This window comes from uncultured Acinetobacter sp. (genome assembly GCF_947624825.1).
Classification (GTDB): domain Bacteria; phylum Pseudomonadota; class Gammaproteobacteria; order Pseudomonadales; family Moraxellaceae; genus Acinetobacter.
In genome coordinates this window covers 21,538-37,768 of the sequence record NZ_CANQLZ010000005.1, presented here as the reverse complement: position 1 = coordinate 37,768, position 16,231 = coordinate 21,538, and the positions used below count along the sequence as shown (strand labels likewise).

Sequence of the window (16,231 nt, the reverse complement as noted above, 5' to 3'; positions counted from 1 at the left end):
TTTTATGACCTCACTTAGCTAACTTTTTACGAAGTTTAGGCGCCAAACTCTGTTTGCGCGAAAACAACATACCGGCTGCGGCATAGATAAACAGCACCAATGGATAAGCCCAAATCCCCATTTCTTCTTTACTAATACGCGTTTTTACCGCCATTAATGCCACAATTAAACTGGCAAAAATCAGTAAAGCAGGAAACAGCTTTAAGTAACGTCCTTGACGTGGACTCACCTCAGACAAAGCTGTTGCTAAAATTAAAGCAATCACAATGGCAAAGGGTACAAATACGCGCCAACCTAACTCACTTGCCACCACTGGATCTTGACGGTTTTTCCAAAGTTCTGTGGTTTTTAAGGCCTCAACTTCGGTACTTTCAAATTTGGCTTCTTTGTCGGTTTCTAAACGTAAGCGATAATTTTCAAATTCAGCTTGGCTATATTTGGCAGTATCCGGATAAATTTCATAACGACGCCCTGCGGTTAAATCCACCACACTGGCATTGTCATTGGCAAACTCAACGCGGGTGGCTTCTTGCGCCAAAATCATCACATCAGGTTTACCTTCTTGGGTGGCACGCTGATAGAAGAAAATATCTTTTAAGTTTTTACGATCTTCAGATAACGACCCTGCATAAATGGTGTATTGACCCGATGATATAAATTCTTTAGGGCGCACCAAGTCAAAGCCTGTACGTACCGCTTGGGTGCTGGTGAGTTGCTCAAACTGACGAATACCCCACGGCGCCATCCACAGTGTTAAAGCCGCTTGTACCGCTAAAAACACCACCGTCATTGGCACCAATAGACGTGCCAAACGGTTACGACTCATGCCGCTGCCATTTAAGACCGCCATTTCGTGATCAACGTAAAGACGCCCAAACACCAACATCAAGCCAATAAAAAAGCCCAATGGAAGAATTAAGGTTAAAAATTCAGGTAAACGATAGCCAATAATGCTAAACAAAATACTGGCATCCAAACGCCCTTGCGCCGCCACACCAAAGTATTTGATCAGACGACCGCCCATCATAATTAAGGTCAGTAAAGCAATCACCACCAAGGAGGTCGACACGACTTGCTTGACCAGATAACGCCGAATAATCAAATGAATTCTTCCAAAAAATGCCCGAATAAACTGCTATTAGTTTACCCGAATGTTGAAAATATAAAACCTAGTTATTGAAACTCTACCCTTTGGCGAGTTTCAGTGGTTTAATGAATCATAAAACTTTAAAAAGGCCTGAATACCGTATATGAAACTTACTATGAATACGTCATTCACTCAGAATACGTCTAGCCAATCTTTGTTGATTTTAGTTGATTCTGAACAAGTACAACAGGCAGCAACCACTTATTCGATCAGTGACTTGGCAAAACTTACCGAAGCGACACAGTTTAAAGCAAGCTTGACTGAAACTCTGCCGTTAATTGCGCAAATTGATGCAGCGCCAAATAGTGCATTGGTGGGTGTGGGCAAATCGGACGAATTAAATCCAAATAAATTGGCAAAAATTGCCCAAACTATTATTAAAGCCACACAAAAAAAATTCGCTCATATCAGTATTGATATTTCGGCATTACCAAGCGAGCAGCATTATTTATTTGCTTTAAGCCTGACCCAAGCAGCCTATGGTTTCGATGAATTTAAATCTAAGAAAAATGAATTTGTATTAAACCAAGTCAGCTTGATTGCCAAAGACAGTCCGTTAACGACACAACAACTCAATTTAGTTGAAGCCATTGAATTGGGTCAAAACTATGCGCGTGATTTAGGCAACCGTCCGGGTAACATTTGTTTCCCTGAATACTTAGCCGATCAAGCTCAAGCCTTAGCTGCTGAATTTCCTGATTTAATTAAAGTCACTGTACTTGATGAACAGCAAATGGCTGATTTGGGTATGGGTGCATTCTTGGCGGTGAGCAAAGGTTCTGAGCGTCCGGGACGTATCATTAATATTGAATATCAAGCCGAGCGTTCAGAAGCGCCTGTAGTATTAGTGGGTAAAGGCATTACCTTTGATACCGGTGGTATTTCGTTAAAACCGGGCGCTGGTATGGACGAGATGAAATACGACATGTGTGGGGCTGCGTCAGTCTTGGGTACAATGCGTGCGCTGTGCCAAGCACAATTACCCATTCATGTGGTAGGTACGATTGCTGCAGCTGAAAATATGCCATCAGGCGGTGCAACACGTCCGGGCGACATTGTGACCACTATGAGCGGTCAAACGGTTGAGATTTTAAATACCGATGCCGAAGGACGTTTAGTGTTATGCGACACCTTAACCTACGTTAAACGCTTTAACCCTGCTGTTGTTGTGGATATTGCCACCTTAACCGGCGCATGTGTGGTGGCGCTAGGTTCAGTGCTCACAGGTATGTTTACCCCAGACGATGCTTTAGCACAAGAACTTGAAACTGCAGGTCAAACTTCATTTGACCGTGTATGGCGCTTGCCTGTAATTGATGACTATCAAGAACAACTTGATTCACCATTTGCCGATATTGCCAATATTGGTGGCCCAAAAGCAGGTTCAGTCACAGCAGCATGTTTCTTACAACGCTTTACCCGTGACTATCGTTGGGCGCATTTAGACGTAGCAGGCAGTGCATGGAATTCAGGCGCGAATAAAGGTGCAACAGGTCGTCCTGTTCCATTACTCATGCAGTTCATCGCTGATCGTGCCAACAATGGCTAAAGTTAGCTTTTATCTGTTTGAACAAAGCCTCGAAGGACAGGTGGAAATCACCTGTCGTTTGTGCCGAAAAATTCTAAAGCAACCTGCAAAAATTTGGCTGTATGTGCAAGATGCACAATTGCAGCAGCAGCTAGACGATGCGCTATGGAGTTTTGATGCGGTGAGTTTCTTGCCGCATGGCATTGATCAACCCAACGCCACAATTTGCATTTCGGCACAATTACCCGATGCACAAGACTGGATTGTGTTTAATTTTAACCCCAACGCACTTGAACAATGTCAGGCCTTTAGCCACATTATTGAAATTATTGAAAATCACTCGGATGCCAAGACCTTAGGCCGAGAAAAATTTAAACATTATCGTCGTCTTGGAATTGAACCACGTACGTTCAAATTATAAAGCTTAAAGGAGATCATCGGTGCGATTAAACGTCAGTCAAGATTTTAAACAGCGTTGGTTGGCTACACCAACGGCGGTACGTCAGGTCTATTTAGACGACCTCGCCCGAATTTGTGATCTCTTACAACCTGAAGTTGACAGCCACACTTGGCTTAAGCAAGAGCAACATCATGTAGCTCAATCCAAACAACGCATTAAACAGGCTTATTTAGATTATCAAGCCGAACTTATTGCTGCCAAACGTTTAAAACAGCGCTTAGTACTTGAACAACAACTTGCCGAAAAACGCGCTTTACAGGCTAAGCAAGCCGCTGAACTTGAGCAACAGCAACACATCGCGCAGCAAAAACAACTGCAAGTTTTACAGGTAATCCGCCAACAACAAACTCAAGCAGTTGATACCTATGTGGCACGCTACCAAAAAAATCCTGAACACAGCTACTCAGCTTTTAATAAAGCTGTTCATCTACCAGACACCAGCATGTTGTCTGAACTTGAAAGTGTACGCTTACGTTTAGAGCTTGAAGCTGAAGCTGTGATAGAAGCTAAGGTCAATGAATTACGTCGTTTATTAAAATCAGCGGCCAAAGAAGAAATTAATTTAGTGCTACAAAATAGTGCATTTTCAAGTGAAATTTCGCACCAAGAATTACCATAGTTTTTAAAACCGCCCGATTATACTTCAGTTGAATATTCAGAAAATTTGTTTAAATTGTCATTAAATTGACATATTTTTGTCACAAAATAACCAAATGAGTGCAAAGATTCTCGTAATCTGAGCATAGAGGGTACTCAATAACGATAGTATGATAGGGTCACTATGGATATTTTAAATCAAGTTTCAACTAAAATTGCTGCACTAAAAAGTGGCGATCAATGGGTTGTAACTGCCAAAGACCTATGGATTAGCCGCGCTGATTTCCAATCTTTAGCAGTGTACTTGTCGCGTCAAGCAAGTGAAGGTGATTTTTCTATTGATGAAAAGCAGCAACACTCGGCGTGGTTAGATCAAGCATCTTTAACGGTGCTCAAACACTAAAATATTCAAGCAAAAAGCCCATATCATATGGGCTTTTTTTATATCAATAAATCTTTAAAAAAACCGACAATATTTCCTAAACCATAACCAATCGACAGTAATACTCCAATCCATAAGCCACTACCTAAAATGTTATATAAGGTAAATTTAGCCGGATTCATGCGTGCTGAACCTGCAGCAAATGGTGCAAATGAGCGTACAAAAGGCACAAAGCGCGCAATTAAAATGGTGAATGCACCATGTTTAACAAAGTAATGATTGGTCTTTTGTATGTACTGTGGCTTAAAAAAGCGGGAATGCTGATTAAAGTACTTTAGCCCCAATACTTGACCGGTATAATAATTGATGGTGTAGCCCAATGTAGCCGCAATAAATAGCAATACTCCCATGTATTGCAAGTGCACATCGCTACTGGTTGAACATAGTGCCCCTACAGCAATCAGTAAGCTGTCTCCGGGTAAAAAGAACATAAATACCGAGCCGGTTTCTGCCAAAATCACCAAAAATAAAATGGCATAAATCCACACCCCATATTGCTCAAGCAACATAGGTAACCATTGCTCTAAATGCAGTAAAATCTCCATCATGGCATAAATTCCATAGCGTGCCCTCTCCTGCTATTTTGGTTAAAAACTAATTTGCACATAAAAAAACAGTCTAATTTTTCAACTAGACTGTCTCTATGTTGCGATAGTTTTACTTCAAGAAGCCATTTTCTGCAAGAAAATCCATACTAATTTTTGACGCTTGCGGTTGTTCGGCGGCTTTATCTCCAAGCAACAAGCGCTCGATATAGCGGGCTAACACATCCACTTCAAGGTTCACTTTGCTGCCCATTTTCCATGTAGAAATATTGGTGCGCTCTGCGGTATGTGGGATTAAATTTAAGCTTAAAATATTGCCACGTAAGTAATTAATGGTCAGGCTAATGCCATCTACAGTCACCGAGCCTTTTTCGGCTAAGTATTTGGCAATTTCACGCGGTGCTTCAACTTCAAAATATAAAGAGCGTGCATCTTGGCGTGCTACAGTAATTTGGCCCACAGCGTCTACATGCCCTGACACAATATGCCCACCAAAGCGTGTGGTCGGTAGCATGGCTTTTTCAACATTGACCACTTGACCCACTTGCCAATTGCCCAATGTGGTACGGGTTAAACTCTCACGCGATACATCGGCTTCATACCAATTATCACCCCATGCAATCACGGTTAAACAAATACCATTGGTGGCAATTGAGTCGCCTAAATGCACATCCGACATATCCAAATTGGTTTGAATACGTACCCGTACATCCCCTCCTACGCTTTGTAGGCTTTCTACTTTTCCTAAACTTTCTACAATGCCTGTAAACATAAGCGCTTCTCTATTAGCTAAATGAGGGCTTTACCACAGTGCCAATTGGGTCGCAACGCTTGCGGTATCCACACCACCTAACTCTGCATAATGATGCAATTGCGTCAACAATTGACGTAAAGGTGGACCAGATTTAGCATGTGTGTCGGTAATGACAATAAATTCTAAGACACGCGCCCGTTCTGATTGACGTTGCTTACTAACCCGATAGCGCGGTACATCTTGCGTGAGTAAAGTCACACGACCACGTTTTAAATTGGCTTGCAGTAAATCTACTGCATCAATATTACCATCAGTTGAGTAACTGGTCAGGATGTAACGTGCGTTAATGGTTGCGACTAATTTTTCATAGGCTTCTTTGGCGTATCGTGAAGAATTGTACGGGCTTGGACGCTCTTTACGCCACGCACGATCAATACCACTTTTAAAACCTTTGGTGTCTGGGGTAGGTAAATCCACTTGATCCCAAAGTGTTAAGGCATTCAGCACATGATAATTACTGCTATAAGCATGCTGATTATAAGGTGGATCTAAATAGGCGACATCCACTTCAAAACTGCTCATTTGATTGGCAAGATGCTGCGCGTCAACACACCATACTTCTGCCGCAGGTTGCTGCGCTGCACCAACTTCACAAAAACGACTTGGAGTGAGCCATAATAAAGATTCAATACGCTCTAATGCAGTTTGGGTTTTTCCGCCCCAACCATGATGAAAACTTTTAAATACACCTGAGGTATTACTGACAAAACTTGCCGAATATAACAGTGGTGCAAGTAAAGCACTCATTTCTACATCATCAATCGCGCCTTGTGCTTGCCATGCTGCAATTTGCTGACGAATTGCGTCAATACGCATGCCATTACGGCGTTTAAAGAACAAACGATCACGGCTTGGGTCATAAATTTCATCATTACGCGGACATAAATTATGCGTGACCCAACCTTTAACTTCAGGTAAACGGTTTAAATAATCAATGGCTTTTTGATAACCACCCAATTCTTTAAATGCAGGTGCTTCAGTACAAGATAAAATTGCACTGTTTAGCGCATGACTATAAGGTTCCCAATCATTGGCAATCACACGATAACCATTTTGGCGCGCCAAACGTGATACCACACCTGAACCTGCAAAAAAGTCAGCAAAAATTGGCGAACGCCCATCATCACGCTTTAACGTGCCAGTGCTTTCTAAGGCTTCTAAAATTAAATGCAATAAACGGCGTTTATTGCCTAAATAAGGTACCAATTGATGGAAAAGGTATTCATCGGTGGTGCGCGCAGCATGGCGACGTTTATGGTAAACCGTAGATGACTCTGAACTCATAGTGTCTCTTGCATTGGAATCAGTCTTAAACGTACATCACTGCCTATTTGGATGGCATCAATGAGTTTAAAACGTTGTTGCTCTGCCATACGGCTAAATTCGGTGTTAAACATAGCGCGTGCAGACTGACCTAAAAAGGTGGGTGCAACGTAGCTAATGAGTTCATCGACTAAATTGGCATGTAAAAATGCGGTTGATAAGGTGGCCCCTGCTTCAACCAATACATCATAAATCTGTTTGTCTTTTAAGGTTTTGAGTAAATCTTGCAGACTTTGTACCTCAAATTGCTCAACCCCTAAATCAGCCAATTCTTGACGATAAGGCGTCATCACCATGACTTGGTCGGGTTGGGCTAAGATTTTGGCATTGAGTGGTAAACGCCCTTGACGATCTAATACCACACGTTTGGGTTGTACCACATGGGCTAAATCTATCTCGCCTAAGTCACGCACGTTTAATTCACAATCATCAGCCAAGACCGTTTCAATTCCAGTAATGACCGCACCTGAAATAGCGCGCCAATGTTGCACATCAAGACGTGCTTCAACTCCAGTAATCCACTTAGATTCACCCGATGCCATTGCAGTACGCCCATCTAAACTTGAGGCAATTTTCAAGCGTACATAGGGTTGACCTGTGGCCATAGATTTTAAAAAGCCTAAATTGAGTTGATGTGCCTGTTGCTCTAACACGCCCACTTCAACTTCAATACCGGCATCTTTTAAAATTTGCACGCCCTTGCCTGCCACCAATGGATTTGGGTCAGGACACGCCACTACTACTTTGGCCACGCCTGCTGCAACTAAACCTTTAGCACACGGCGGTGTACGCCCAAAATGCGCGCATGGCTCTAACGTCACATAAGCAGTTGCACCTTTGGCTTGCTCACCTGCAGCACGCAAGGCAAAGACTTCGGCATGGGGTTGACCGGCTTTGGGATGAAAACCCTCACCGACCAATTGACCGTCTTTCACAATCACGCAACCAACATTGGGATTGGGCTTAGTAGAATATTGCCCTTGTTTGGCTAAGGCAATCGCTTGTTGCATCCATTTTTGATCTTGGCTTAGATGGCTCATTTAAGCTTACTCAACATCTTGGTCACGTTGTTGCATTTGTTCAATCTGACGACGAAATGCTTCGACATCTTGGAAATCTTGATAAACCGATGCAAAACGCACATAAGCCACATGATCCATGGCAAACAAAGCTTGCATCACAATTTCCCCAATGGTGCGTGATTTGACATCACGTTCACCTAAACGACGAATTTTAAGTTGAATGTCGCTGAGTACCGCTTCAATTTGTTCTTGTGTGACCGGACGTTTTTGTAGCGCATGCATTAAAGAGCGACGTAATTTGGCTTCATCAAAAGGTTCATTTTTACCATCGGATTTAATCACCCGTGGCATCACAACTTCGTAGCTTTCAAAAGTGGTAAAACGCTCACCGCAACTAATGCATTCACGGCGACGACGGATTTGACAACCCTCTGCTGCCAAGCGTGAATCAATTACTTTACTATCTGCAGCGTTGCAAAATGGACAATGCATAGCGGTAAAATTGAACCCAAAAACTGAACACTGAGTGTAGCAAAAAATCTGATCTTTGTAGAGCTTTACGCTAGATATAGAAAAAAAACAGCCCTTTTGGGCTGTTTAATACTATATATAGTTTTTTAATTAGTCGACGCGTTCGCCATGCTGACTTAAATCAAGACCCATACGTTCATCATCCGATGCCACACGAATACCAATCGTCATGTCTAATACTTTTAAGATAATAAAGGTAAGCATTGCAGAGTAAGCCACTGTGGCCAAGACACCTTCAACTTGCACCCAAAGTTGATGCATTAAGTTGGTCGGTACAGCATCGCCCATAATAAATTCACTGGCAAAGAAAGCAGTTAAGATTGCACCAACAATACCGCCTACACCATGCAAACCAAAGGCATCGAGTGAATCATCGGCTTTAAGCATGCGTTTTAATGCAGTAATACCCCAAAAGCACACCACACCCCCAATTAAGCCCATGGCTAATGCACCACCAACTGTGACAAAACCTGCAGCAGGGGTAATCACCACCAAACCTGCTACTGCACCCGATGCACCACCCAATACCGATGCTTTACCACGTACGATTTTTTCGGTCACCAGCCAAGATAATGTTGCTGCTGCCGCTGCCACTTGGGTCACCACCAAAGCATAGCCTGCTGAACCATTGGCACCTAAAGCTGAACCACCATTAAAGCCAAACCAACCGACCCACAGTAAACTTGCACCCAATACAGTTAAGGTTAAGTTATGCGGTGCCATAGATTCACGCCCTAAGCCCATACGCTTACCTAACATATATGCTGCGACCAAGCCTGCCACACCTGAGTTGATGTGTACGACCGTACCACCTGCAAAATCCAGTGCGCCATCGTTGCCTAACCAGCCACCACCCCATACCCAATGGGTAATCGGTGCATACACCACCACTGACCAAATCGCAATAAAAGCCACAAACGCACCAAACTTCATGCGCTCGGCAATTGAACCACTAATAATGGCAACCGTGATAATGGCAAAGGTCATTTGGAAAATAACAAACAAGATTTCTGGAATTGAGCCGCTTAAAGTTTCTGTTGTAATGCCTGCGAGCATGACTTTGTCGAGGTTACCAATAAAAGCATTACCATCACCAAAAGCAAGACTATAGCCGACAGCAATCCAAGTAATACTGACCACGGCAGCAGCAACAAAGCTATGCGCCATAGTGCTTAACACGTTTTTCTTACGCACCATACCGGCATAAAAAAGCGCAAGACCGGGAATGGTCATGAGTAGAACTAATGCAGTTGAAATTAAGATCCAAGCTGTGTCCCCGGTATCAAGCACAGCTTCTGGTTCAGCTACTTCTACGCTACTTATGCTCTGTGTGACAACAGGAATCAGATCTGATGGTATTGTTTGTGTCGTCACCTGTGTGACTTGTGAATTTGCTGTTTCTACTGCCGTTACTTCTTGAGCCCAGGCAGCAGACCCAGCTAATAATGCGCTGGATAAACCAAACGCAAGCAGCGCCTTTTTCATTCGTTTCCCCCAACCGTGTTTTTTTAAGTTATGCCCAAAGGAGCAAACTTCATGCCAACCTATTAAACTGCGTCGGCACCTGTTTCACCGGTACGGATACGAATCACTTGCTCTAAGTTTGTGACAAAAATTTTGCCATCACCAATTTTACCAGTGCTTGCAACACGGGTAATTGACTCAATCACAGGCTCAACCATTTCGTCGCTAATTGCGATTTCAATTTTTACTTTTGGTAAAAAATCAACAACATACTCAGCACCGCGATATAGCTCAGTATGGCCTTTTTGACGACCAAAGCCTTTTACTTCAGTTACAGTAATACCTTGTACGCCAATTTCAGAGAGCGCTTCACGCACATCATCAAGTTTAAACGGTTTAACAATTGCAGTTACGAGTTTCATCTTTGTATTCCTTCGGTTTCTTGCACCAGTAAGGTTTTATGTTCAAATTCCGTGCCAAAGCCCTAAGGTTGGGGGATGTTAAGGCTTTTCACGTTGCTTATTTATACATTATTTTAAGGGTCGGCATGTAGTCACAATGCTAAAAAAAATACATATTTACTCAGAAAATAACGATTAAAATCATCGAAAGAAAGTGTATTTTTCTATCATGACTAGGGCAAGTGCCTGAGCGGTGCTACACTAAAATGACTTTATTATTCACTGGGCTTACGCATGCTTGAAACTTTGATCCAAGCCATTTTGCAACAGATTGATCAACCTAAAAAAGATCTTGAACATAACCTACGCGCCTTGCTACAAGAGGCGGTGAGTAAAATGGATTTGGTCTCGCAAGATGAAATGGAACGTCAACGCCACGCGTTGCAACAGGCAAATTTACGTCTTGAGCAACTGATGCAACATATTGACGCACTAGAGCAGCAGCTAAAACAGAAATAAGCACCCATTTTGTGCATTTTTTCAGCAAAATTATCCAGTGAATATGCACCAATAAGGAGCATGTGTGATGTCTTTTGCGAAAATTTATACGCGTGGTGTGTTGGGCTTAGATGCCCCTTTAATTGAAGTTGAAGTGCATATTAGCCAAGGTTTACCTTCTTTAACCATGGTTGGGCTAGCCGAAGCTGCGGTACGCGAAAGTAAAGACCGTGTGCGCTCTGCTATTCTTAATAGCGGTTTTAACTTTCCCACCAAACGTCTGACTATTAATTTAGCCCCTGCAGATTTACCTAAAGATGGTGCACGCCTAGATTTAGCCATTGCGCTTGGAATTTTAATCGCTTCTGATCAATTACCAGAACACAGCACAGCAGGTTTAGAATTTATTGGTGAGCTTGCCTTAGATGGACAATTACGCCCCACTACAGGCACTTTAAGTATTGCCATTGCCTGCCAACAAGCAGGTCATCAATTGATGTTACCTGCTGAAAATGCACCAGAGGCTGCCAAGCTCAGTGACTTTGCGGTATTTGCAGCCCACAATTTAACGCAGGTTTGTCAGCATTTAAATCAAACCGATTTATTGGTGCCTTATGTCATCACTGCTGAACATGCTTTTGAGCCAAGTAGCTTAGATTTAGCCGATGTTAAAGGTCAACTAAGACCACGGCGCGCCTTAGAAATTGCCGCAGCAGGCGGACATTCTTTATTATTTAAAGGACCACCGGGGACAGGTAAAACTTTACTTGCCTCGCGCTTAGCTGGCATTTTGCCGCCCTTAGACTTAAACGAAAATTTAGAAGTGGCGCGCATCTACTCTGTTGCAAATGTGCCTCATGCCTTTGGCACACGCCCTTTTCGCGCACCGCATCATACTGCCTCAGCCATCGCTTTGGTGGGTGGTGGTTCACAACCTAAACCCGGTGAAATCACCCTTGCTCATTTAGGGGTTTTATTTTTAGATGAACTACCAGAATTTGACCGAAAGGTATTAGAGGTTTTACGCCAGCCTCTTGAATCTAAGCAGATTGTGATTTCACGTGCCTCAAGGCAAATGACCTTTCCTGCCAATTTCCAACTAATTGCCGCAATGAACCCTTGTCCTTGTGGTTATGCCTTTCATCAAGATCAACGCTGTCAATGTTCTGCTTTAAGTATTCAGCGCTATCAAAATCGTATTTCAGGGCCATTACTCGATCGTATAGATTTGCATATTGATGTACCACCGTTGCCGGCTGAAGAATTACAAAGCCGCATACCTGCTGAAAATTCAGCCACAGTACGTGCACGGGTAATCCAAGCGTATGAGCAACAAATCAAGCGCCAAGGCATGCTCAATAGCGCATTAAGCCCACAAGGCTTAGAACAATATGCTTACCTTAATCCACAAGCCCAACAAATTTTAAGCCTTGCTCAACAACGTCTTAATTTATCGGCACGTGGCTATCATCGTGTGTTACGCGTGGCTCGCACTATTGCCGATTTAAACCTAAGCCTTAATATTGAAAGTGCCCATATCACTGAAGCGTTGTCTTATCGAGGGGCTACGCAATAAGCTTACAGAGTTTATCTAAATCTAAACTGTGCTTTTGAATGAGTCGTGCAGCCTCTTGTTGCAATAAACTAATATTACCTTGCGTGGCATTATCTAGATCATCTGAAGCATAGGTGAGACTTTGTTGTAAGCGAAAATAGCGCTCTGTTTCTAATAAATTATTGAGCTGATAGTCTACCGCATCTGCCATACCATCAAACATACAATTGAGTAATGCTAATACCAATTCCAATTTTTCCCAATGTTTGGCTTCATGGTAATAAATGGGACGCACCAATTCTCCTGTACCTAAAGATAACAACAAAATATCAGCTTCATCAGGGAAAATCCGACGTGCCTCAGCATAAGCCGACATAGCAGGATTATTCACAAAAATTCCACCATCTACCAATACACGCGGCTCACCGTTAACGGCAATTTTTGCAGGTTCAAAATAAGTGGGGGCCGCAGCAGTGGCACGCCCTGCATCACGCATGAGGACATCGGCATATTCAGCTCGCCAACTTTTTAAAAATAAAGGCTCACGTTTTTCTAAGTCATAGGTGGTAATCATGGTTTTAACTCAGCATTTGGCTAGATCCGTATTTTTAAAATAGTCTTTTAATACTGCTTCTAAACCATGATCAGAATAGGTCTCATCCGTTAAGCCACCCACAGAAGAAAAGCCTTGCCATAAAGAACGAGCAAAAATTTCAGCTAAATCCGCAGCGCTATATTCAGGTCGGCCAAACTGGTCGGCTTTGGTTAAACCTAAACTTAAAATTCCACCGGTAGATGTACCTGCAAATAGGTCAAAGCAGGCACTGATCGGCTTATCGATACGTTTTTCAATTTCAGCCAATACTAACGCAGGAATAATGCCGCGAATCCCACCACCATCAATACTTAATATTTTTTTCATGCTTCGACGCTTTGATTATTATTGTTTTATTTATATAGCATAAAAAAAGCGGCCAAGTCTTGACCGCTGATTATTGGTTAAAATATTAAATCACTTAGAAGTTATAACTTAAGCCAAACACCACTTTGTTTTTTTGTTTTTCATCAATTCGGTTATATCCACCCATAATCAAATCAACACTCATTTCTGCCCCTGTGTTGCCCAAAGGATGGCTTAAGCCGGCAGTAAAATGACGGAAACCAAAATCTTCTGTGGTTGCAAAATATGGACTCGTATCATCGTTATAGTAGTACATACCTAAAGAAGTATTAAGGGTAAAATCACGTGGTAAAGCATGGCTATAGGCTGCTAGTAAATAGGTATCGCCTGTGTTGCCCCAGTTCACATCATCCCACAAAGTTTGTGCAGTTAGACTTAAATTTTTATAGTTGACACCTAGCACACTTTCAAGCGCATCTGCATCGGCATCCGATTCATAGTAGTAATAATAAACTGCACCTAAGTTATAGCCCCAATCATCATTAATACTGCCGTTATAACCCAAATAAAAATCATGCTCAAAAGTATCACTGCCTGTGTAATCTTCTACTCCTGCGTCATAGTCTGTTAATGAGTAACCAATAGTTGAACCCCAATAACCTGCATAAAAACCTGATGCATGACTATAATCTAAACCACCTTGAATGGTGACCTTGTCATTTTCAGGGCTATTGGTCAGACCACGTGAATTGTAACTTGATAACACAGCGATATTACCGCTGATTTGATGCTCAGAATTGACTTCTTCAGCTGCAAATACGCTCGTTGTGCCTAGTGCCAGACACAATGCTGCCGATAATTTAGTTGTCAATTGCATGATGATTCCCCTATATATTGATGTTGTTCAAATTCATTTTTACTTAAGCCAAGCTTTAGCAATTGCTATGCCAATGTGATAAAAAGCCCAAGTTTTAAAATATGCTTTTAATCTAAATAACTGTTTGCTATTTATTTTTATCAAGAATGTTAATGTGATTTAACAGGTTATAATTTACAACTTCCTCCTCAAATTGTATTTTTGGCATGAGTTAACGTGATCATAAAATTCGCTTTTTTTAAAGGCAGGTTATTTTGCCTATAAATGGTGCATTTTGCCTAATGTTTATGCACCTTAGTCAGCTTTAACATAAAAATTAAATGCCTTATGGCTCATGCTGCAATCGTGTTGCACTTTTTCTAACATTTATGGCAAGTTAAAATTTTTCTAGCGCTTTTTTAAAGTTCTATTTGCCTATTTAATTTAAAGCCAATAAAAGCGATATATGTTGTGTCGTCAACAGCGTAGTAAGGTTTGTAAATATCCTAATTGAGTTTATGTCGCTAAAAATAATTAAGCATAAAATTTAGACATGAGTTTTTAAAAAGAATTTTATATATATTTTTGTTTTTAAAAGAAAAAAAAATTAAATTCATAATTTTGAAATATAAAAGTAAAAAAACTATCGCATCCTTCAGCTCAATTGTGTACTTTTAACTACATAAATTTTACAAAAATCATATTTTGTTGCCGCATTGCACACTCAGTACATTGCCACACCCAAAATATTGGCTTTCGTTTTCCCCTAAATTTTGTATGAGGCTCTCTCCCAATGCAAAAACTTACCTTGGCAGTTTTAATCCAAGCTGCACTCGTTTCATCGGTATACGCAAGTGAACAAAGCGAAGCCAAAGGCTTTGTTGACGGTGCTGAAGGTTCTGTCCTTTTCCGTACTGGCTATTTAAACCGCGATAAAAAAGATGGTTTAACCGACACAAGCTCAGCTGCACAAACGGCGATCTTTAAATTAGATTCAGGCTTTACTCAAGGTAAAGTAGGCTTTGCTGTAGGTGTTGTTGGTGATGCCTCAATGAAGTTAGGCGCAAATAAAAATACGGGCAACCAAATGATCCCGCGTGATAGTTCAGGCGATGCCTATGATCATTGGGTACGTGGTGGCGCTAACGTTTCAGCACGCATTTCAAACACGACAGTGACTTATGGTACACAAGTGTCTGAGTTACCTGTATTGGCCAGCAACACAGCGCGTTTAGTGCCTGAGTACTTCACAGGTTTATATGTAGAAAGTAACGAAATTAAAGACTTAACTTTAATTGGTGGTAAGTTCACACAAAACCAATGGTCAAATGATATTAAATCAGATGCTCAAGGTTTAGATAGCGCAATTTTTTGGGGTGCAAAATACAAGTTTAACGACCAAGTCAACGGTGCTTACTACGGCGTTGATGTTGAAGATAAACTTGATCGTCACTATGCCAATGTCAGTTATACACGTCCTTTAAAAAATGACGCGTCATTGACTCTAGATGCGATGGGTTACCAAACTGATTGGGAAGCAGGTGCAGCAACTACCGACAAACGCAGTCTAACTGAATCTTTAAGTAACACCATTTGGGGTGTATCTGCAAGCTATAACAAAGATGTTCATAGCGTAGCGTTGTCTTATCAAGACAATAGCGGCGATATTGGCTATGACTATGCCTATAACGCAGATGGCTTACAAAGTATTTATGTACCAAACTCATACCTTTCTGATTTTAACGGTAAAGATGAAAAATCAGTGGGTTTAATGTACAACTATAACTTTAAAAATCATGGCTTAGCGGGCTTAAATTGGACCAGTGCTTTTGTTTATGGTTGGGATATTGATATTGCCGAATACGACAATCCAACCAAAACCATTGACCAAGCAGAAGAACACGAATTCTTTAACCAAGTGAAATACACCGTACAAAGCGGCGCTATGAAAGATGCAAGTTTACGCTTACGTCACTCATATTTACGTAGCAGCGATACCTATAACAATGCCTCAGGTGATTATGTGAGCAATGGTATTGGTTCGACCAATGAATGGCGTATTTGGTTAGACATTCCTGTGAAATTATTCTAATTCACTTGTAGTCTGAGCCATAAAAAAACCTGCACACTGTGCAGGTTTTTTATTA

Annotated in this window: 16 protein-coding genes and 1 pseudogene; 7 read left to right on the top strand and 10 right to left on the bottom strand. The window is 41.7% G+C overall.

Annotated features, from left to right (window positions below):
• Positions 1-10: 10 nt before the first annotated feature.
• Positions 11-1,102, bottom strand: coding sequence for an LPS export ABC transporter permease LptF (gene lptF / locus Q0017_RS02350; protein WP_298142223.1), 1,092 nt, complete (start codon positions 1,100-1,102; stop codon positions 11-13).
• 148 nt (positions 1,103-1,250) lie between these two features.
• Here lptF and Q0017_RS02345 point away from each other — a divergent pair, with 148 nt between their 5' ends.
• The 4 genes from Q0017_RS02345 to Q0017_RS02330 all read left to right on the top strand — a co-directional run bounded on the left by Q0017_RS02345 (position 1,251) and on the right by Q0017_RS02330 (position 4,135).
• Positions 1,251-2,696, top strand: a complete 1,446-nt coding sequence (locus Q0017_RS02345) for a leucyl aminopeptidase (protein WP_298142221.1) — start codon at positions 1,251-1,253, stop codon at positions 2,694-2,696.
• Positions 2,689-3,096 carry a DNA polymerase III subunit chi gene (locus tag Q0017_RS02340; RefSeq protein ID WP_298142219.1) on the top strand — a complete coding sequence of 136 codons (408 nt, stop codon included), beginning with the start codon at positions 2,689-2,691 and terminating at the stop codon, positions 3,094-3,096. The genes Q0017_RS02345 and Q0017_RS02340 overlap by 8 nt, the downstream gene beginning before the upstream one ends.
• A gap of 19 nt (positions 3,097-3,115) precedes the next feature.
• Entirely contained in the window at positions 3,116-3,754 is a 639-nt protein-coding gene (locus Q0017_RS02335; protein WP_298142217.1) for a hypothetical protein, read from the top strand.
• Positions 3,755-3,916: 162 nt separating this feature from the next.
• Positions 3,917-4,135 (top strand): hypothetical protein, encoded by a 219-nt coding sequence (locus tag Q0017_RS02330; protein WP_298142215.1) that lies wholly within the window; start codon positions 3,917-3,919, stop codon positions 4,133-4,135.
• 38 nt (positions 4,136-4,173) lie between these two features.
• Here Q0017_RS02330 and Q0017_RS02325 read toward each other — a convergent pair whose 3' ends face one another.
• The 7 genes from Q0017_RS02325 to glnK all read right to left on the bottom strand — a co-directional run bounded on the left by Q0017_RS02325 (position 4,174) and on the right by glnK (position 10,295).
• Complete coding sequence (locus Q0017_RS02325; RefSeq protein WP_298142213.1) at positions 4,174-4,722, bottom strand: VTT domain-containing protein; 549 nt, start codon at positions 4,720-4,722, stop codon at positions 4,174-4,176.
• 109 nt (positions 4,723-4,831) lie between these two features.
• Positions 4,832-5,491 (bottom strand): riboflavin synthase, encoded by a 660-nt coding sequence (locus Q0017_RS02320; protein ID WP_298142211.1) that lies wholly within the window; start codon positions 5,489-5,491, stop codon positions 4,832-4,834.
• Positions 5,492-5,521: 30 nt separating this feature from the next.
• Entirely contained in the window at positions 5,522-6,817 is a 1,296-nt protein-coding gene (locus Q0017_RS02315) for a DNA adenine methylase (RefSeq protein WP_298142209.1), read from the bottom strand.
• Positions 6,814-7,896: a bifunctional diaminohydroxyphosphoribosylaminopyrimidine deaminase/5-amino-6-(5-phosphoribosylamino)uracil reductase RibD gene (gene ribD / locus Q0017_RS02310; protein WP_298142207.1), complete on the bottom strand. Its 1,083-nt coding sequence runs from the start codon at positions 7,894-7,896 to the stop codon at positions 6,814-6,816. Before ribD ends, Q0017_RS02315 begins: the two co-directional genes overlap by 4 nt.
• A 6-nt stretch (positions 7,897-7,902) precedes the next feature.
• Positions 7,903-8,370: a transcriptional regulator NrdR gene (gene nrdR, locus Q0017_RS02305; protein ID WP_297426728.1), complete on the bottom strand. Its 468-nt coding sequence runs from the start codon at positions 8,368-8,370 to the stop codon at positions 7,903-7,905.
• Positions 8,371-8,499: 129 nt separating this feature from the next.
• Positions 8,500-9,894 carry an ammonium transporter gene (locus tag Q0017_RS02300; RefSeq protein WP_298142205.1) on the bottom strand — a complete coding sequence of 465 codons (1,395 nt, stop codon included), beginning with the start codon at positions 9,892-9,894 and terminating at the stop codon, positions 8,500-8,502.
• Between the two features lie 62 nt (positions 9,895-9,956).
• A complete protein-coding gene (gene glnK, locus Q0017_RS02295) occupies positions 9,957-10,295 on the bottom strand; it encodes a P-II family nitrogen regulator (protein ID WP_297426732.1) in 339 nt (112 codons plus the stop codon).
• A 273-nt stretch (positions 10,296-10,568) separates the two neighbouring features.
• On the opposite strand from glnK, the gene Q0017_RS02290 reads away from it, so the two are divergent.
• Both Q0017_RS02290 and Q0017_RS02285 read left to right on the top strand, forming a co-directional pair.
• The gene (locus Q0017_RS02290; RefSeq protein WP_298142202.1) at positions 10,569-10,793 is read left to right on the top strand and encodes an accessory factor UbiK family protein; all 225 of its coding nucleotides are present in this window, start codon (positions 10,569-10,571) and stop codon (positions 10,791-10,793) included.
• A 67-nt stretch (positions 10,794-10,860) separates the two neighbouring features.
• Complete coding sequence (locus Q0017_RS02285) at positions 10,861-12,348, top strand: YifB family Mg chelatase-like AAA ATPase (RefSeq protein ID WP_298142200.1); 1,488 nt, start codon at positions 10,861-10,863, stop codon at positions 12,346-12,348.
• On the opposite strand, the pseudogene Q0017_RS02280 reads toward Q0017_RS02285, so the two are convergent.
• Both Q0017_RS02280 and Q0017_RS02275 read right to left on the bottom strand, forming a co-directional pair.
• Positions 12,338-13,249, bottom strand: a pseudogene (locus tag Q0017_RS02280) (patatin-like phospholipase family protein). The gene Q0017_RS02285 and the pseudogene Q0017_RS02280 sit on opposite strands and share 11 nt — an antisense overlap.
• A 94-nt stretch (positions 13,250-13,343) precedes the next feature.
• Positions 13,344-14,105, bottom strand: a complete 762-nt coding sequence (locus Q0017_RS02275; protein WP_298142199.1) for a TorF family putative porin — start codon at positions 14,103-14,105, stop codon at positions 13,344-13,346.
• A 772-nt stretch (positions 14,106-14,877) separates the two neighbouring features.
• Between Q0017_RS02275 and Q0017_RS02270 the strand changes: the two genes are divergently transcribed.
• On the top strand, positions 14,878-16,176 hold the full coding sequence (locus Q0017_RS02270; protein WP_298142197.1) for an OprD family outer membrane porin: 1,299 nt from the start codon (positions 14,878-14,880) through the stop codon (positions 16,174-16,176).
• Positions 16,177-16,231 lie beyond the last annotated feature (55 nt).